This is a genomic window from Pseudomonas sp. Irchel s3h14 (assembly GCF_900187425.1).
Classification (GTDB): domain Bacteria; phylum Pseudomonadota; class Gammaproteobacteria; order Pseudomonadales; family Pseudomonadaceae; genus Aquipseudomonas.
This window is the reverse complement of sequence record NZ_FYDJ01000001.1, coordinates 419,302-436,855: the sequence shown is the minus strand read 5'-3', so window position 1 is coordinate 436,855 and position 17,554 is coordinate 419,302. Positions and strand designations below refer to the sequence as shown.

Annotated in this window: 15 protein-coding genes; 4 read left to right on the top strand and 11 right to left on the bottom strand. The window is 58.6% G+C overall.

The annotated features are described in order from the left end of the window. Positions 1 to 7 precede the first annotated feature (7 nt). The 8 genes from ssuD to CKW16_RS02065 all read right to left on the bottom strand — a co-directional run bounded on the left by ssuD (position 8) and on the right by CKW16_RS02065 (position 8,960). Entirely contained in the window at positions 8 to 1,156 is a 1,149-nt protein-coding gene (gene ssuD, locus CKW16_RS02100; protein WP_008026018.1) for an FMNH2-dependent alkanesulfonate monooxygenase, read from the bottom strand. A 25-nt stretch (positions 1,157 to 1,181) separates the two neighbouring features. Continuing rightward, the gene (locus CKW16_RS02095; protein WP_095127011.1) at positions 1,182 to 2,147 is read right to left on the bottom strand and encodes a sulfonate ABC transporter substrate-binding protein; all 966 of its coding nucleotides are present in this window, start codon (positions 2,145 to 2,147) and stop codon (positions 1,182 to 1,184) included. Between the two features lie 89 nt (positions 2,148 to 2,236). Continuing rightward, complete coding sequence (gene ssuE, locus CKW16_RS02090; RefSeq protein WP_008150435.1) at positions 2,237 to 2,830, bottom strand: NADPH-dependent FMN reductase; 594 nt, start codon at positions 2,828 to 2,830, stop codon at positions 2,237 to 2,239. A 296-nt stretch (positions 2,831 to 3,126) separates the two neighbouring features. Continuing rightward, positions 3,127 to 4,230, bottom strand: a complete 1,104-nt coding sequence (locus tag CKW16_RS02085; RefSeq protein WP_095127010.1) for an alpha/beta hydrolase fold domain-containing protein — start codon at positions 4,228 to 4,230, stop codon at positions 3,127 to 3,129. A gap of 38 nt (positions 4,231 to 4,268) precedes the next feature. Further along, positions 4,269 to 4,670, bottom strand: a complete 402-nt coding sequence (locus CKW16_RS02080) for a nuclear transport factor 2 family protein (protein WP_095127009.1) — start codon at positions 4,668 to 4,670, stop codon at positions 4,269 to 4,271. Positions 4,671 to 4,969: 299 nt separating this feature from the next. Then, positions 4,970 to 5,608, bottom strand: coding sequence for a peroxiredoxin (locus CKW16_RS02075; RefSeq protein WP_046053759.1), 639 nt, complete (start codon positions 5,606 to 5,608; stop codon positions 4,970 to 4,972). 295 nt (positions 5,609 to 5,903) lie between these two features. Beyond that, positions 5,904 to 7,265 (bottom strand): OprD family porin, encoded by a 1,362-nt coding sequence (locus CKW16_RS02070; RefSeq protein WP_095127008.1) that lies wholly within the window; start codon positions 7,263 to 7,265, stop codon positions 5,904 to 5,906. Between the two features lie 351 nt (positions 7,266 to 7,616). Then, complete coding sequence (locus CKW16_RS02065; protein ID WP_095127007.1) at positions 7,617 to 8,960, bottom strand: OprD family porin; 1,344 nt, start codon at positions 8,958 to 8,960, stop codon at positions 7,617 to 7,619. A 350-nt stretch (positions 8,961 to 9,310) separates the two neighbouring features. Here CKW16_RS02065 and tauA point away from each other — a divergent pair, with 350 nt between their 5' ends. After that, positions 9,311 to 10,300, top strand: coding sequence for a taurine ABC transporter substrate-binding protein (tauA, locus tag CKW16_RS02060; protein WP_095127006.1), 990 nt, complete (start codon positions 9,311 to 9,313; stop codon positions 10,298 to 10,300). Positions 10,301 to 10,429: 129 nt separating this feature from the next. On the opposite strand, the gene argA is transcribed toward tauA, so the two are convergent. Both argA and argE read right to left on the bottom strand, forming a co-directional pair. Further along, positions 10,430 to 11,728, bottom strand: a complete 1,299-nt coding sequence (argA, locus tag CKW16_RS02055; RefSeq protein WP_008026003.1) for an amino-acid N-acetyltransferase — start codon at positions 11,726 to 11,728, stop codon at positions 10,430 to 10,432. Between the two features lie 136 nt (positions 11,729 to 11,864). Further along, entirely contained in the window at positions 11,865 to 13,022 is a 1,158-nt protein-coding gene (gene argE, locus CKW16_RS02050; protein WP_095127005.1) for an acetylornithine deacetylase, read from the bottom strand. A 157-nt stretch (positions 13,023 to 13,179) separates the two neighbouring features. On the opposite strand from argE, the gene CKW16_RS02045 reads away from it, so the two are divergent. Further along, positions 13,180 to 14,547 carry an inorganic triphosphatase gene (locus tag CKW16_RS02045; protein WP_095127004.1) on the top strand — a complete coding sequence of 456 codons (1,368 nt, stop codon included), beginning with the start codon at positions 13,180 to 13,182 and terminating at the stop codon, positions 14,545 to 14,547. Between the two features lie 131 nt (positions 14,548 to 14,678). Here the strand turns inward: CKW16_RS02045 and CKW16_RS02040 are convergent, their stop codons facing one another. Beyond that, entirely contained in the window at positions 14,679 to 15,143 is a 465-nt protein-coding gene (locus tag CKW16_RS02040; RefSeq protein WP_046045137.1) for an Lrp/AsnC family transcriptional regulator, read from the bottom strand. A gap of 126 nt (positions 15,144 to 15,269) precedes the next feature. Here CKW16_RS02040 and CKW16_RS02035 point away from each other — a divergent pair, with 126 nt between their 5' ends. Further along, entirely contained in the window at positions 15,270 to 15,608 is a 339-nt protein-coding gene (locus CKW16_RS02035) for a hypothetical protein (RefSeq protein ID WP_095127003.1), read from the top strand. Positions 15,609 to 15,698: 90 nt separating this feature from the next. Further along, positions 15,699 to 17,483: a GspE/PulE family protein gene (locus tag CKW16_RS02030; protein WP_095127002.1), complete on the top strand. Its 1,785-nt coding sequence runs from the start codon at positions 15,699 to 15,701 to the stop codon at positions 17,481 to 17,483. The last annotated feature ends 71 nt before the right edge of the window (positions 17,484 to 17,554 follow it).

Below are 17,554 nucleotides of genomic sequence, written 5' to 3'. Positions count from 1 at the left end.
GCGCGCCTCAGCTCTGCGACGCGGCTTTGGGGAGAATGTCGTTGGCGACCATCTCACCAAACGGGCTGACGTAACCGGCGCTTTTCGGCAACTCCGGACGTTCGATGTCCAGGTGCGGGAACAGCAATTCGGCGACGCGGTAAGACTCTTCCAGGTGTGGATAACCGGAGAAGATGAACGTGTCGATGCCCAGGTCCGCGTATTCCTTCACGCGAGCAGCCACGGTCGGACCGTCGCCCACTAATGCTGTACCGGCACCGCCACGCACCAGACCGACACCGGCCCACAGGTTGGGGCTGACTTCCAGATTGTCACGGCTGCCGCCATGCAGCGCGGCCATGCGTTGCTGGCCCACCGAGTCGAAGCGCGCCAGAGAAGCCTGGGCGCGAGCGATGGTGTCGTCGTCCAGATGAGAGATCAGTCGATCCGCCGCTTGCCAGGCTTCGGCATTGGTTTCACGAACGATCACGTGCAAGCGAATGCCGAAGCGCACGGTACGCCCGAGCTTCGCGGCTTTGGCGCGCACTTGTTCGATCTTCTCGGCAACGGCGGCCGGTGGTTCGCCCCAGGTCAGGACCATCTCGACCTGCTCTGCCGCGAGGTCTTGCGCCGCTTCCGAAGAACCACCGAAGTACAGCGGCGGACGCGGTTGCTGGATCGGCGGGTAGAGCAACTTCGCGCCCTTTACGCTGATGTGCTGACCGTCGTAATCGACGGTTTCGCCCTCCAGTACGCGGCGCCAGATACGGGTGAATTCCACCGAGGCTTGATAGCGTTCTTCGTGAGTCAGGAACAAACCGTCGCCGGCCAATTCTTCCGGATCACCGCCGGTTACCAGATTGAACAACGCACGGCCGCCGGACAGGCGATCCAGCGTCGCAGCCTGACGCGCGGCCACCGTAGGGGAAATGATCCCGGGGCGTAGCGCGACGAGGAATTTCAAACGCTGGGTCACCGGGATCAGCGACGCGGCCACCAGCCACGAGTCTTCGCAGGAGCGCCCGGTGGGTATCAGCACCCCGCCAAAGCCCAGACGATCCGCTGCTTGCGCGACTTGTTGCAGATAACCGTGGTCGACAGCGCGAGCGCCTTCGGCGGTGCCAAGGTAGTGGCCGTCGCCGTGGGTAGGCAGGAACCAGAAGATATTGAGGCTCATGGAGTGGACTCCTTAGGAAATCGAATTACTGCGCTTGGGCAACGGCCGCCGGAGGCGTCCAGATCACGTCTTTGATACTCAGCGGCTTTGGAATCAGCTTGAGCTGATAGAAGGTGTCGGCAATTTTCTGTTGCGCGGCGACCACTTCAGGGGTGAGGAACAGCGCACCGTAGCCCTGGCGTTTCATCGAGGTCAGGGTGATGTCCGCTGGCAGGCCAATCAGTGGCGAAACTTGTTTGGTCACGTCTTCAGGATTGGCCTTGGACCATTCGCCGACGGCGCGCACTTCTTCCACAAGGGTCTTGATCACCTCAGGGTTTTTCTGCGCATAAGGCTTGGTCGCGAGGTAGAACTGATGGTTGTCGACGATGCCTTGGCCATCACGCAGAGTGCGTGCCTGCAACTGTTGTTCGGCGGCGGCCTGGTACGGGTCCCAGATCACCCAGGCATCGACGCTGCCACGTTCGAACGCAGCGCGGGCATCGGCCGGCGGCAGGAATACGGTCTGGATGTCGGTGTATTTGAGGCCGGCATCTTCCAGTGCGCGGACCAACAGGTAGTGCACGTTGGAGCCTTTGTTCAGGACGACTTTCTTGCCCTTGAGGTCCTGCACCGATTTGATCGCCGAGTCCTTCGGCACCAGGATCGCTTCGCTGTGGGGCGCTGGTGGTTCGTAGGCGACATAGAGCAGATCGGCGCCGGCTGCTTGAGCGAATACGGGGGGAGTTTCACCTGTAACGCCGAAGTCGATGGAGCCGACGTTCAGGCCTTCGAGCAGCTGCGGGCCGCCGGGAAATTCAGTCCATTGCACGTCCACGCCTTGGGCGGCGAGGCGTTTTTCCAAAGTGCCTTTGGCTTTGAGCAGCACCAAAGTGCCGTACTTTTGATAACCGATCCGAAGCGTCTCGGCTTGAGCTTGAGTAATGGCGCCGAAGGTTACAGCCGCAGCAAACAGAGCGACCAGACCACGACGCAAAATGACAGTGCGCATGGCGCTCTCCTTTTTGCAGTTGGGTTTTGGCTGCACCTGCTTGGCCGTTGGCGGCTGAGTAAGGTGAGTACTTCAAATTGGGGTAAGGCTTAAATGCTCCAGCGAGCACTCAACAAACGTTCATTCAACAGATTCGGATCGATCGGCTTGGGCCGTCGCGCCATGGCGCTGAAAAACAGCTCCAGCGATTCATTCAGTCTTTCTTCCAGCTCCGGTGCCAACTGCGCCTGGACGCTGCCTTCGCCGTAAGCGATCTGGCTGTCTACGGCGAAAATCCCGTGGAGCATTTCCTGGGCTTTCAATGCCGACAACACTGGCTTGAGCGCGTAATCCACCGCCAGCATGTGGGCGATGCTGCCGCCGGTGGCCATTGGCAAAACCACTTTGTGGGCCAGGGCACGTTCGGGCAGCAGGTCCAGCACGGTTTTCAATGCGCCGGAGAACGACGCTTTGTAGACCGGCGTGGCGATCAGCAGGCCATCGGCGTTTTCAATCTGTTGCAGCAGGTCGATCACCTTCGGGCTGTCGAAGCGTGCATGCAGCAAGTCTTCGGCCGGGAAGTCCCGCACCTGGTAACTCACCACTTCCACACCTTGCTCCTGCAACCAGCGTTGGGAGCGCTCCAGCAGCACCCCGGAACGGGAGCGTTGGCTGGGACTGCCACCGAGTGAGACGACCAGCATTCAGACGATTCCTTGAACGGTGTTGGCGATTCGCGGCTTGCGATCTCGCTTTGATGGAAGTGACCTTAACAGGTGATTGTTATATCCATAAATCATATTTATTCATTTGGTTATTCGTTATAGATCTATATGAAATGGCTTTTCCCGGGCAAAAAAACAGGCCGTAAAAACGGCCTGAAATCCCCTGCTTGGTGGATACGGTTCAATCTGAATTTTGCGGCGCCTGGTATGCCGTCATCGCGAGCAAGCGCTCTCAAACATTCCCGACTATTTCAAGTTGCTTGAAGCTGGAATGGCTATAGATTGCTAGCGAAGTTGTAGATGTCGCAGACAGCGCTGTGATGAAGCTCCGGCAGAGCGGCCTCAAAGATGACGTCTGCGTCATGGACGATGCCGTTGACCGTACGACTGATCACACTAACGCCGGCGTGAGCGAGTTTGCGGGCGTACACAAGTCCTTCGTCGCGCACGGAGTCGAGTTCGTTGGTGGAAATGACGTGTGGTGGCAGGCCCGTCAAGTCGGCCTCGGTCGCGTGGTAAGGCCAGGCCAGTGGATTGCGGCGGTTGGCGCAGTCAGGGTCGTAGAGACTGGCCAGGGCCCGACTAGTGGCGAGGCTGGTGAAGTACTGGTCGTTTTCCAGCAAGGAGGGCAGTTCGCGCGACTGGTCCTCCACGCTCCAGTCATAGGCACCAGAAATGTGTGGCGCGAGTGCATATACCCCGTCCAACAGGGTGAGCAGGCCATCCCGCTTGGCCTTGAGGGCGGTGGCAAGGGCCAGGTTGCCGCCGCCGGAGTCGCCAACTACGACGATCTTGCTCACACCGAGCTTATCGCGCCGAGCGTCGGCCCACTGCAGAGCACTGAAGCTGTCGTTGAGGCCGGCCGGAAATGGGTGGGGGCCAAGTTTTCCCGCACCGTTACGAAAGTCGACACCGACCACGATCAGGCCAGTGGCGGCCAACTGATCGGCCCAGCGCAGATGAAGCGGGTTGTCCATGCTCAGCAGAACCATCCCACCAGAGTGCAGGTAGATAACACCGGGCATGAGACCGGCGGACTCGGCAGGGCGGTGTATGTAAAGCCTGATCGTGTTGCCGTCTACACCGGTAATCGTCTCGACAGTGCGCGTCACCCCGGTAATGGGTGGCAGACCCGAGGTGACCGCGCTGTAGAGTTGCTCGAAGCCAGCTTCAGCCTCAGCCCCCCATTCAAACAGGGCCGTCCTCGAGTCGGTGGCAGTGACGGGCGGCAGCGTAGCGTGCTTGTCCATACCGAATGCGGCCATCGCTGTAACCAGTCGAGCGTTGCTTCGCGGATCGGAGCCAAAGTCGGTGGCAGGATCGCCGAGACGACCGGGCAACGAAAGCTGAACCAGGGTGCGGTCATGCGTTGTTGTCATGAGCTTGCCCTACAGGTGCGGTTGCGTTGGGTGTCGAATCAGGCGCGCCCGAGCGCGTGAGCGATAAGAACCGTGTCGGCAGTCTGCTGGAGACGAATAAGCTGACCATCACGCAGGGTGAAAATATGCACGAACCGGGAGGTGAATTGGTTACCGCCGTCCTTGGTAACACCGTGATAACGACCCAGTGCGATGACGTGGTCTCCAATCTCGAAGAACTCGTCACCTTCGGCCCAGAATTCGGTGAAGTCGCCGAAGAAGGAGAAAAAGTCGTTAATGATGTTGTCAAGGCCGTTATAGACGCCGCCCTTCGGGAAACCGACGGCAATGTCCCACACGGCATCTTGTGCAATAACCGCTCGAATGACGTCCATATCACCTTTGGAATTGTACATGCGCTGGACGACGTCAATCTGCGCAGAGCTGGCGGTGCTAGTCATGGTGTTCCCTCGTCTGTAGTGCAGTCTGTAGTCAGGAGTTGCGCGAGTAAGTCAGCTAACGCATTGATAATTTTCCGGTAAAGCCATGCGTGCTCCAGTTGCCAGGCCTTAACTCACTCCACGCGCAGGTCAGTCATCATTTGCACACAATGTGAGCACACACAAATGGAATGCAAGCAGACGCCGCTGAATACAAGCCCAGTCGCAGATATTCTGGGTACGAGAGATGCTCCAGTCGCAATTAATCTGAGCTAAAAATAGCGCAGATTGCGAGCATGGCCGTTTTCAAATGCAATGGTTTACCTGTTCGGCTGTGGCGTCAGACGCAGGTACGGCTTCACCGCGCGATAGCCCTTGGGAAAGCGTTTGTTGATTTCGTCTTCGTCCTTGAGCGACGGCACGATCACCACTTCATCACCGTCCTGCCAGTTGGCCGGGGTGGCCACCTTGTAGTTGTCGGTGAGTTGCAGTGAGTCGATCACCCGCAGAATTTCATGGAAGTTACGGCCGGTGCTCGCCGGGTAGGTGATGGTCAGCCGCACCTTCTTGTTCGGGTCGATCACAAACAGCGAGCGCACGGTCAGGGTGTCGTTGGCATTGGGATGGATCAGGTCGTAGAGGTCCGAGACCTTGCGGTCGGCGTCGGCAAGGATCGGGAAGTTGACGAGGGTATTCTGGGTTTCGTTGATGTCTTCGATCCACTTGTGGTGCGAGTCCACCGGGTCCACGGACAGGGCAATGGCTTTCACACCGCGCTGGGCGAATTCGTCCTTGAGCTTGGCAGTGAAGCCCAATTCGGTGGTGCACACCGGGGTGAAGTCCGCCGGGTGGGAAAACAGCACGCCCCAGCTATCGCCCAGCCATTCGTGGAAACGGAGGGTGCCGGCGCTGGAATCCTGTTCAAAATCGGGGGCGATATCGCCCAGTCTGAGGCTCATGGTGCTGCTCCTGGTGAGTGCTTGTTGAGGTCAACTGTGCCTGCATTTTTTATTCATTAAAAAGAATAGATATCGATTTGTTTAGATCGTAAATGAATATTAAAAATGTGTTCACTGGACCTCGGCGGCGATCGGGACGATCATCGCCCACAAGGTTCGAGAAGGCCTTGAGTTGCTGCACAAAGAGGGAAACTTCGAGGAGGGTTTACGGGGGTGAGCCTGACTTGAAAACGCAAAAGCCCCGCCCGGCGAGATGCCGGGCGGGGCTTTTTTTACTTCAGTTACGCGAGTGCTATTACAACAGCGGGATCGAGTAGCTGACGATCAGACGGTTTTCGTCCTGCGAACGAGTGTTCGGCAGGTCGGTACGCCACATCGCGTTTTTCCACATCAAACCAAGGTTTTTCAGCGGGCCTTCTTGTACGACGTAAGCCAGAGTCAGGTCGCGTTCCCACTCGGAAGCACCGTTAGCCAACTCGCCACTGCGAGCGTTGACGGTATCAATTTCATCACCTTTCAGGTAGACCACACCGGCCGTCAGACCTGGGACACCGACCTTGGCAAAGTCATACGAGTAGCGTGCTTGCCAAGTGCGCTCGCCGGCACGGGCGAACTTCTGGATCTGCATGTCGGTAGTCAGGTAAGCCGAAGCGCCGTCACCCTGGTTCAAGTAAGGGAAGTCGCTGCTACCGTTGCTGACCTGATAGCCGCCGCCGAAGGTGTGGCCGGCAACGGTATACAGGAACAGGCCGCTATACAGGTTGTTGTCGACCTTACCTTTACCGTTTGGCGCATTGTAGTTGCCAGCGGTGAAGTAGTTGGCGTCGTGACCGTTGGCACCGTCATCCCGGCTGTTGAAGTAGCGCAGGTCGGATTTCAGAACGCCCGGGCCGATTGCCCAGTTGTGAACCAGACCCAGGAAGTGCTGCTTGTAGAAATCTTCCAGGTTGCCGTAGTAGTACTGGGCAGTCAGGTCTTTGGTGATTTTGTAGTCACCGCCGCCGTAATAGAATTTGTTGCTGTCGCGACCAGCCGCAGTGCGACTGTTCGCACCAACAATCGACAACTCTTCGTTGTTGCTGGAGTTACGACCTTTGGCGTGCTCGATCTGACCACCGACCAGTGTAAGGTCCTTGATCTCGCCCGAAGTGATCTGACCGCCCTGGAAGGTTTGTGGCAGCAGACGACCGTCGTTGGTCACGATCACCGGCAGTTTTGGCTGCAAGGTACCCAGCTTCAGTTCGGTCTGGGAGATCTTGGCTTTGGCAGTCAGGCCCAGGCTGGAGAAATTATCAACCGCTTCGCCGTTGGACTTGCTCGGGAACACAGTGCCGCCATAAGCGTTACCAGGGGTGCCATTGGAGTTAACGTTGCCATTAGTGCCGCCGCCCGAATCCAGACGTACACCCAGCAGGCCGATGGCGTCGATACCGAAGCCGACAGTGCCTTGGGTATAACCGGAAGTGAAGCGCAGATCGAAGCCTTGGCCCCACTCTTCGTTTCTGCTTGGATCGGCAGTGCCGTCACGGTTATCCGTGTTGATGTAGAAGTTACGCAGCCCCAAAGTAGCTTTGCTGTCTTCGATGAAACCGGCGGCGCCTGCTTGCTGCGCCATAACCCCTACGGCCACAGCCAGGGCCAAGGTGGACTTGTTCATTTGTTTCGCTCCTATCGTTTCTAATTCTTGAGGTCCTGGGTCGAATGCCCTGGATCCTGAAATGCTCGGTTAGTGCCAGACCGTGTGACTACGGCGATGACCTGACCCTTGTGATTTTGGCCCGCATGATAAACACAAAAAGAATTATTTCATTATTTTTCATGCCATTCAGGAATATAGCTTCGCGCTACTACTCTGAGTCGGGACACAAGGTATCGGCTCGTAAGCCACCCACTTTAGGTGTTTGGCCTAAAAGCTAAAAAGAATAAAAAATTACTAAGTAAGCTCTATTTGGAATATTGAAAACCACAAAAAAGCCTCGCTTGCAGACGAGACTTTTTCTAATGGCTTTTACAGGAAGCTGTAGGTGTAGTTGAAGATCAGACGGGTCTGGTCAACATCGGGGTTGTTGGAGACTTCACTGCCACGGTAGACGCCATTACGCAACGTCACGCCGAAACCTTTGAGAGTGCCCTGCTGGATGGTGTAGTCGATCCGCATGTCACGTTCCCACTCGGACGAATCAGGGCCACTGCCGTTCGTTGCTTTGATGTTGTCGCCGTGCAGGTAGGCAATCGAGGTTTTCAGGCCCGGCACACCCAGCGCAGCGAAGTCATAGGAGTACTGGCCGAAGGTGGTGTTCTCACCGGCACGGACAAAACCGTTAATCATGGCGTCGGTGAACAGGTAGAAGCTCGCGCCTCCGTTCGCTTCCGGACGACCATTGCCATCAACAACGTTGCCCTGATTCAGGTAGACGAAACCGCCGTCATCGCTGACGCGCTGGTGACCGAGCAAGAAGGCATTGCCACCCAGGGTGTAGGTGAACATGGCGCTCCAGGTCTTGTTATCGACCTCGCCCGGGGTCTTGGCAAAACCGTTGTTGTTGTTGAAGCGGTAGCCGGCGTCGCCGTTCTTGCCATCGGAGCCGCTGTCAAAATAGCGCAGGTCTGTCTTGAAGGACTGGTTGGCGTCGATCGGAAAAACGTGAATCAGGCCAAGAAAGTCCTGCTTGTAGTAATCCTTCAGATTCGAGTGGTAGTACTGCAGGGTAAGGTCCTTGGTGACCTTCCAGTCAGCACCGGCGTAACGGAACTGGTTGCTGTCCTGAGTACCGCCAGCCACGGCCAGGCCGGTGGAGTTTGAAGAGGCGCGACCTGCTGAGTGTTCCAACTGACCCGCGTTGAGGGTCACGTTGTCGATTTCCTTCGAGGTGATGGTGCCACCGTCAAAGGTCTGCGGCAGCAGGCGGCTGTCGTTCGCTACCAGGATCGGCATGTTCGGTTGCAGAGCGCCACCCAGGTGGGCCTCGGTCTTCGAGAAGCGGGCCTTGACGTTGGCTGCCGCACGGCTCCACTCGTCCACGGCCGAACCATCGGTGTCGCTTGGGAAGAATGTGTTGTTGTTGGCTGGGTGGTGACCCTTGCCGCCGTCCAGATGGATACCCACGAGGGCCTGGGCATCGATACCGAAGCCGACAGTACCTTGGGTGAAACCGGACAGATAATCGAACTTGAGGCCTTCAGCGGTCTCTCTCTGATCTGTGCCGCCGCGCTCGCGGTTATCGTTGTTGTAATACATGGTGCGAGAACTGACGGAAGCTTTGCTGTCTTCGATGAAACCCGCGGCGCCGGCCTGCTGCGCCATAACCCCGACGGCCACAGCCACGCCCAGAGCCAAGGTGGACTTGTTCATTGTTTCGCTCCTCTCGTTTCTAATTCTTGTATTCCTGGTCCAGGGTCGTATGCCCGGGCTCCTAAGATCCGCGATTAGCGCCAGACCGTGAATCACAAGTCAATCGTAACTATGTGTGTCTACGACCATGGTCTAACCCCCAACAAATTCCTTCCTTGCCGGGCCATAAACCCAAAAAGAATCAACCAATTCTTTTTCATACCGTTTAGGAATTTAGCGACGCACTACCCCTTGAGCCGGGACACGGGCGCCGGCTCATAAGCTAATTCCTAAAGGGTATTTGTAAGCATTTTTTTAGATCGATTAGCTTTGATGCAATTCACGATCAATCCCTATCGAAAGGCAGCGCCATGACGACCAAACGCGCACTATCCGGCCCAATTGTTACAGTTTGTGTATCGCTAATAATTTCTTTTAGCGCTCACGCGGCGAACCTCACGATCGGTTATCAAACCGGTATCGACCCCAGCAAAGTCCCCCAGGCAGACGGACTGTACGAGAAAACCCTAGGCCAGAAAATTGACTGGCGTCGTTTCAATAGCGGCCCGGAAGTGGTTACTGCCATTGCTTCCGGCGATGTGCAGATTGGCAACCTCGGCTCCAGTCCGCTGGCGGCCGCTGCTTCGCGCAATCTGCCGATCGTTGCGTTCATTGTTTCCGCCCAGATCAACGCCGCTGAAGCACTCGTGGTACGCAACGGCAGTGGCATTGATAAACCGGAAGATCTGATCGGCAAGACCATCGCCACACCCTTCGTTTCAACCTCCCACTACAGTTTGCTGGGTGCGCTGAAGCACTGGGGCCTGGACGCCTCGAAAATCAAAGTGGTGAATTTGCAACCGGCGGAAATCGCGGCGGCGTGGAAGCGGGGTGACATCGATGGTGCGTTTGTCTGGTCACCCGCGCTGGGGGAAATTCGCAAGACCGGCAAGACCTTGACCGACGCGGCACAGGTCGGCCAATGGGGTGCACCGACCTTTGAAGTCTGGGTCGCGCGCAAGGATTACGCCGAGAAGCACCCAGAGGTTGTGGCCAAATTCGCCAAGGTCACGCTGGACTCGTTCGCCGACTATGCCGCGCATAAAGACAGCTGGACTGCTGACTCGGTACCTGTGCAGAAAATCGCCAAACTGACCGGTGCCAATGCCGTTGATGTGCCGGAGTTGCTGGCCGGTTCCACGTTCCCGGATGCGAAAGCCCAACAGACCACCGCGCTGCTGGACGGCGGCACGGCCAAGGCGATTGGCGAGACGGCGAAGTTCTTGAAGGAACAAGGGAAGATCGAGACGGTGCTGCCGGATTATTCGCCGTATGTCAGCGCGAAGTTTGTGCAGGATTGATGATCGTTCCCACGTCGAGGCGTCGAACCGTCTGGTGGGAATGCCTCAACGGACGCTCCGCGTTCGGCTTTAGATGGGACGCGGAGCGTCCCGGGCTGCATTCCCACGCAGAGCGTGGGAACGATCAGTTCAGAGGGTTTTTTCGAAGATCTTCGAATTACGCTGATAGTTGTACAGCGACGCCCGCGCTGATGGCAGGCGTTCAACACTGCTCGGCACAAACCCACGCTCGCGAAACCAGTGAGCGGTCCGGGTCGTCAGTACGAACAAGGTTTTCAGCCCCTGCGCCCGGGCGCGGGTTTCGATGCGCTCCAGCAACTCATCACCACGACCGCCATGGCGATACTCCGGGTTCACCGCCAGACACGCCAACTCCCCCGCATCCGAATCAGCGATCTGATACAGCGCCGCACACGCGATGATCATGCCTTCGCGCTCGACCACACTGAACTGCTCGATCTCACGCTCCAGCACCTCACGGGAACGCCGCACCAGAATGCCCTGCTCTTCCAGCGGGCTGATCAAATCCAGTAAACCACCGACGTCTTCGATCGCCGCTTCGCGCACAACCTCGAATTGCTCCTGGGCCACCAACGTACCGCCACCGTCACGGGTGAACAGTTCGGTCAGCAGCGCGCCGTCTTCGGCGTAGCTGACGATATGACTGCGAGCCACACCGCCGCGGCAGGCCTCAGCGGCCGCATCCAACAGCTCAGCCTGATAGTTGCTGCCCAGACGCTGCAGATGCGCCGGCACTTGTTGCGGACGCAACTCACGAACCAGGCGACCGTTTTCATCGATCAAACCCAGGTCGGCGCCGAACAACAGCAGCTTGTCCGCCCCCAGATCAATGGCGGCGCGGGTGGCGACGTCTTCGCAGGCGAGGTTGAAAATCTCACCGGTCGGCGAGTAACCCAGCGGCGACAGCAGCACGATGGAGCGCTCATCCAGCAGGCGATTGATGCCCTTGCGGTCAACCCGACGCACTTCGCCGGTGTGGTGATAGTCGACGCCTTCGAGCACACCGATCGGCCGCGCCGTGACCAGATTGCCGCTGGCCACCCGCAGGCGCGAGCCCTGCATTGGCGATGAAGCCATGTCCATGGACAGCCGCGCTTCGATGGCGATACGCAGCTGGCCCACCGCATCGATCACACACTCCAGCGTTGCGGCATCGGTGATGCGCATGCCGTGGTGGTAATGCGGGGTCAGGCCGCGCGCAGCCAGGCGGGTTTCAATTTGCGGACGGGAACCGTGAACCAGCACCAGTCGAACGCCCAGGCTGTGCAACAGCACCAGGTCGTGGACGATATTGCCGAAGTTCGGGTGCTCCACGCCGTCGCCGGGCAACATGACGACGAAGGTGCAATCGCGGTGGGCGTTGATGTAAGGCGAAGCGTGACGAAGCCAATTAACGTATTCGGGCATGAACCTGGGCCTGTAATAAATAGCAGCCAAAAAATGGGCGAAACAGAAAAACGCACAGCGGGCTGATGGTTATCGTCGGAACAGGCTTGGCGACACGCGCGCTCTCCTCATGGATACGGGTTTGGACACGGGCGATTTATACGAGAGGCGCCGGTGTCAGGCAGTAATGTTCAATCAGTTGACGTAATAGATGCACCGTAGGCTGCAAACGTGACATTTCGAGGTATTCCCCCGGTTGGTGCGCACAGGCGATGTCGCCAGGGCCGAGCACCAGTGTTTCGCAGCCAAGACGCTGAAGATAAGGCGCTTCGGTGCCGAACGCCACTGCTTCGGCACGATGGCCGGTGAGCTTTTCCGCGACCCGGACCAATTCTGCGTCCTCGGCCTGCTCGAACGGCGGCACTTCGGGGAACAGCGGCGCGTAATCGATCTTCACCTGATGCCACTCGGCAATGGGCTTGAGCTTCTGCAGAATCTCCGCGCGCAGGGCATTGGGGTCCATACCTGGCAATGGGCGCAGATCAAACTCCAGCGAACACTGGCCGCAAATACGGTTGGGATTATCGCCGCCATGGATGCAGCCGAAATTCAGGGTCGGCGTCGGCACGCTGAACTGTGGATTACGGAACTCACGCTGCCACGCCAACCGCAAACCGCGCAGCTCACCGATGGCGTCGTGCATGGCTTCGAGGGCGCTGTGGCCAAGGCGCGGATCCGAGGAGTGGCCGCTCTGGCCGAGGATGTCGATGCGCTCCATCATGATGCCTTTGTGCATGCGGATCGGCTTCAGCCCGGTCGGCTCGCCGATCACCGCCGCACGACCCAACGGCCGCCCGGCTTCGGCCAGAGCGCGAGCGCCGGACATCGAACTTTCTTCATCGCAGGTGGCGAGGATCAGCAGCGGTTGCTTGAACGGCTGATCGAGCAAGGGTATGACGGCTTCGATGGCCAGGGCGAAAAAGCCCTTCATGTCGCAACTGCCCAGACCCACCCAGCGGCCATCGACTTCGGTCAGCTTCAGCGGATCGGTCTGCCACAGCGCGCCATCGAACGGCACGGTGTCACTGTGACCGGCCAGCACCAGGCCACCGGGGCCGGAACCGAAACTGGCCAGCAGGTTGAATTTGCCGGGGCTGACCTGCTGGATGTCGCAGGTAAAACCCAGATCGCCGAGCCACGTCGCCAGCAAATCAATCACCGGACGGTTGCTTTGATCGAGGCTGGCCTGCGTACAGCTGACGGACGGCGCAGCGATCAGCGCAGCGAACTGATCTTTCATGGACGGCAAAAGCATCGCTGACTCCCAACTCCCGATTTGAACTCCATCATAGAACCATCCGGCGACAGGAATAAACCGCCACGGCACGTAGGACGAACGAGTCCTGTACACTGCACGACCTTGGCAGCCACACATTCCCCCGGCTGCGCTCCCGATCCTGGATTTTCCGGCCATGCAGAAAGAAACCGAAATCAAACTCCGCGTCAGCCGAGAAACTCTCGCTGCCCTGCGCGAGCACCCGCTCCTGAAAAAACGCAACAAAAGTGGCTGGGAACGCCGTGAGTTGATGAACCAGTACTTCGACACGCCTGAGCGCGACCTGGCCCGCGCCAAGGTTGCCCTGCGCCTGCGCCGCGATGGCGAAGAAGTGATTCAGACCCTCAAGACCCGCGGCCAGAGCGTTGCCGGTCTGTCCGTGCGTAACGAATACGACTGGAACCTGCCCAAAGCCAAGCTCGACGTGAAGAAACTCGACGGCGAATGCTGGCCCGAAGAACTCGCCGAGCTGGACAAGAAAACCCTGAAAGCGATCTTCACCACTGATTTCGTCCGCGAACGCGCTGAAATCGCCTGGGGCCGTGGCAAGACCAAAGTGGTTATCGAAGCTGCGCTGGACCTCGGCCACGTGGTGGTCGGCAAGCAGAAAGAAGAAATCTGCGAGCTGGAGCTTGAACTGCGCGAAGGCGAGCCGGCCGCTCTGCTGGAACTGGCCGCCGAACTGGCCGCGACCCTCGCCCTGATGCCGTGTGACATCAGCAAGGCCGAGCGCGGTTATCGCTTGTACGACGCCAACAGCTACTCGTTGAGCCTGCCAGCACCACAGATCACCGCTGAAACCCAGCTGGACGACGCTTTTGCCGCGCTGAGCTGGCACTTGCTGAGCAGCAGCCAGCGGCTGGCCGAGCAGTATCGTTTCAACGGCCACTGGCGCCTGTTGCAGGACTGGGTCGAAAACCTGGCTGAGTTGCGCGCGCTGCTGAGCAGCCTGGGCCAAGCCGCGCCACGTCAGTCAACGCACGATCTGCGCATCGCGCTGGATGCCTTGCTCGAAGACTGGCGTCCGCTGGTGCAAGCCGGTGTCGACGACGAAGACGTGCGCAAAGCCGCGCCGGAGCAGTTCCTCGAAGAGCTCGAAGATCCGCGCTGGGGCCTGTTCTCGCTGAACACTTCGCGCTGGTTGCTGGCCCGCACCTGGGCTGCCGATCGCAACGTCCGTGGCAATCGCCAGGGCGCTGCGCAATTGGGCAGCTGGCTGCCGCGTTTGCTGGGTGAAGAAGCGACTTCCCTGCAACTGCAGCGTTATCAGCAACAGCCAGAAGACCTGGCCGAGCAACTTCCGCGCATCGAGCGCATCCAGGCCTGGCTGCACCATGCCCGCAGCGTGCTGGATATTCCGGAAATGGATCGCCTGTACGGTGAGCTGAAACAGCTTGCTCAATTGGCGAACGAGCCGATCACCGATGAATCGCTGGATGCGCGCAAGCAGCAGGCGATTGCGGTGTATCAGAATCGTGCGTGGAAGATGCTGCTGCGTATGTAATCTCGCGATGATGATCGTTCCCACGCTCTGCGTGGGAATGCCTTAAGGGACGCTCCGCGTCCAGGTGACGCGGAGCGTCACCGGCTGCATTCCCACGCGGGAGCGTGGGAACGATCAGTGTAGGGTCAGCGCTACACCGGCAAACTCGTCGTGGACTTGATTTCCGACAACGCCACGATCGAGTTCACCTCCTGAATCCCCGGCACCATAGACAGCTTCTCGAAGAAAAACCGCTCATACGCCTCAATGTCCGCCGTCACAATCCGCAGCAAGAAATCCACCGACCCCATCAGCACATAACATTCCAGCACTTCGGGAAAGCCGCGAATCGCCTCGGTGAATTCGGTGAAGTTCGAACGCCCGTGAGCGTTGAGTTTGATTTCGGCGAAGATCTGCGTGTTAAGACCGATTTTCTTCCGATCAAGCAGTGTCACCTGCCCGCGAATGATCCCCTCCTCCTTCATCCGCTGAATCCGCCGCCAGCATGGCGACTGCGACAACCCCACCTGCTCCGCAATCTGCGCACTGGAAAGTGAAGCGTCCTCTTGCAGCAACGCGAGAATCTTGCGGTCGTAGCCATCCAGCTCGCTATGCATAAAAAAACCTTAGATTGATAACTTACCGAATCAAGCAATTCAAACAATCGCCAATAAGCCCAATCATAGATAAGAAATGCCCGGCACCGAATGTAAAAATTCCTCCAGTGATTTTGGAGACCGACCATGCCGCATCTAGAAGCCGTCAACACCCCGCACACCCGTGCCGATGTCTGGAACGTCAGCAACGCCCACTGCCGCGTTCACTATCAAATGCTGGCCGAGGCCGAACCGGATCTGCTGTGCCGGGCGCTCAACCTGTTCGCCTTGCAGTTTCTGACGCCGCAACAGGTCAACGTGCAGCGGATGGACGATCTGCTGTCGATCGACATCGTGATGGACGGCCTGAGCTGGCACCGCGCCCAAGTGATCGCGGAAAAATTACGTAACCTGATCAGCGTCTGTTCGGTTGAGCTGCGAGCAGCTGATTGCGCGTGGGATGAACCGGCTCAGGCGGCGGGCTGAAAAAACTCGACACGGCTTCGTCGGGTAGTGGCCCAACGGTCTGCGGCTCCGCGACTATCCTTTGCGAACTGTTGTTCATGAGGAGCCCGCATGTCCGTTCAACTTGCCATTCAGGACCGCTGGCTGGATCTCAATGATTTGCTGCGTGAACTGGTCGCTCAAGGTTTTATCAGTCAGGACTCGGCCGAACACGCGCTCAATGCTCGACGCCGTCACGCTACCAATGGCCAGATGCACCCGCTGGAATTCATCGCCAGCCAACTTCTGGACGACCTCAGCCGTCCCGGTAAACACCTCGACCTGGAAAGCCTGACGCTTTGGCTGTCGCAGCAGGCCGGCCAGCCTTACTTGCGTATCGATCCGCTGAAAATCAACGTGGCGGCGATTACGCCGCTGATGTCCTACGCCTTCGCCCAGCGTCACAAGATTCTTGCGGTGTCCATCGACCGCGACGCAGTCACCGTGGCCAGCGCCCAGCCCTACGTCACCGGCTGGGAAGCCGACCTGACCCATGTGCTGAAACTGCCGATCAAGCGTGTGGTGGCCAACCCGGTCGACATCCAGCGCTTCAGTGTGGAGTTCTTCCGCCTGGCCAAATCGGTCAGCGGCGCGACCAACGCCGATCAGCAGATGAACACCCTGGGCAACTTCGAGCAGTTGCTTAACCTCGGCGCCAGCGACCAGGAACCGGACGCCAACGACGCGCACATCGTCAACATCGTCGACTGGTTGTTCCAGTACGCGTTCCAGCAACGCGCCAGCGATATCCACATCGAACCCCGGCGCGAACAAGGCACGGTGCGCTTTCGCATCGACGGCGTGCTGCACAACGTCTATCAATTCCCGCCGCAAGTGACCATGGCGATCGTCAGCCGCCTGAAAAGCCTCGGGCGGATGAACGTCGCGGAAAAACGCAAACCCCAGGACGGCCGGGTCAAGACCAAAACCCCGGACGGTGGCGAAGTCGAGTTGCGGCTATCGACATTGCCTACCGCATTCGGCGAAAAAATGGTCATGCGGATCTTCGATCCAGAAGTACTGCTCAAGGATTTCGATCAGCTGGGCTTCTCCGCCGACGACCTGCGCCGCTGGCAAGACATGACGAGCCAGCCCAACGGCATCATTCTGGTCACCGGCCCGACCGGTTCCGGCAAGACCACCACGCTGTACACCACCCTGAAAAAACTGGCGACGCCGGAGGTCAACCTCTGCACCATCGAAGACCCGATCGAAATGGTCGAGCCGGCGTTCAACCAGATGCAGGTCCAACACAACATCGATCTGACCTTTGCCGCTGGTGTGCGTGCGTTGATGCGACAGGATCCGGACATCATCATGATCGGTGAGATCCGTGATCTGGAAACCGCTGAAATGGCAATCCAGGCTGCGCTCACTGGCCACTTGGTGCTGTCGACGCTGCACACCAACGATGCGCCGAGCGCGATCAGCCGCTTGCTGGAGCTGGGCGTGCCGCATTACCTGATCAAAGCCACGGTGCTCGGCGTCATGGCCCAGCGCCTGGTCCGCACCTTGTGCCCGCATTGCAAGGCGCCGCTGACGCTGGGTGAAGAAGACTGGCAAACCTTGACCCGGCCCTGGCAGGCACCGTTGCCAAACAACGCACATCGCGCCATCGGCTGCCTTGAATGTCGCGATACCGGTTACCGCGGCCGCGCCGGGGTCTACGAAATCATGCAGCTGACGGACGGCGTCAAAGCGCTGATCAACCCCGACACCGATTTGCTGGCGGTGCGGCGTCAGGCGTTCAAGGAAGGCATGCGCAGTTTGCGGCTGTCAGGGGCGCAAAAAGTCGCAGCGGGTTTGACGACGATTGAGGAGGTGCTGCGAGTAACGCCGCAGAGCGAACAAAAGTAGGCGCGGCCGTCATGGAACTCGATTGGGGGATTGGCAATCAAACGCCGCAGTTAACCCAGTGGAGTCACCCT

Excerpts from the sequence above, each read along its gene's own strand:
- CKW16_RS02035 (WP_095127003.1), top strand. The coding sequence starts at position 15,270 with ATGCCGCATCTAGAAGCCGTCAACACCCCGCACACCCGTGCCGATGTC.
- CKW16_RS02030 (WP_095127002.1), top strand. The coding sequence starts at position 15,699 with ATGTCCGTTCAACTTGCCATTCAGGACCGCTGGCTGGATCTCAATGAT.
- CKW16_RS02095 (WP_095127011.1), bottom strand. The coding sequence starts at position 2,147 with ATGCGCACTGTCATTTTGCGTCGTGGTCTGGTCGCTCTGTTTGCTGCG.
- CKW16_RS02070 (WP_095127008.1), bottom strand. The coding sequence starts at position 7,265 with ATGAACAAGTCCACCTTGGCCCTGGCTGTGGCCGTAGGGGTTATGGCG.
- CKW16_RS02080 (WP_095127009.1), bottom strand. The coding sequence starts at position 4,670 with ATGACTAGCACCGCCAGCTCTGCGCAGATTGACGTCGTCCAGCGCATG.
- ssuE (WP_008150435.1), bottom strand. The coding sequence starts at position 2,830 with ATGCTGGTCGTCTCACTCGGTGGCAGTCCCAGCCAACGCTCCCGTTCC.
- tauA (WP_095127006.1), top strand. The coding sequence starts at position 9,311 with ATGACGACCAAACGCGCACTATCCGGCCCAATTGTTACAGTTTGTGTA.
- CKW16_RS02045 (WP_095127004.1), top strand. The coding sequence starts at position 13,180 with ATGCAGAAAGAAACCGAAATCAAACTCCGCGTCAGCCGAGAAACTCTC.
- CKW16_RS02085 (WP_095127010.1), bottom strand. The coding sequence starts at position 4,230 with ATGACAACAACGCATGACCGCACCCTGGTTCAGCTTTCGTTGCCCGGT.
- argE (WP_095127005.1), bottom strand. The coding sequence starts at position 13,022 with ATGCTTTTGCCGTCCATGAAAGATCAGTTCGCTGCGCTGATCGCTGCG.
- CKW16_RS02075 (WP_046053759.1), bottom strand. The coding sequence starts at position 5,608 with ATGAGCCTCAGACTGGGCGATATCGCCCCCGATTTTGAACAGGATTCC.
- argA (WP_008026003.1), bottom strand. The coding sequence starts at position 11,728 with ATGCCCGAATACGTTAATTGGCTTCGTCACGCTTCGCCTTACATCAAC.
- ssuD (WP_008026018.1), bottom strand. The coding sequence starts at position 1,156 with ATGAGCCTCAATATCTTCTGGTTCCTGCCTACCCACGGCGACGGCCAC.
- CKW16_RS02065 (WP_095127007.1), bottom strand. The coding sequence starts at position 8,960 with ATGAACAAGTCCACCTTGGCTCTGGGCGTGGCTGTGGCCGTCGGGGTT.
- CKW16_RS02040 (WP_046045137.1), bottom strand. The coding sequence starts at position 15,143 with ATGCATAGCGAGCTGGATGGCTACGACCGCAAGATTCTCGCGTTGCTG.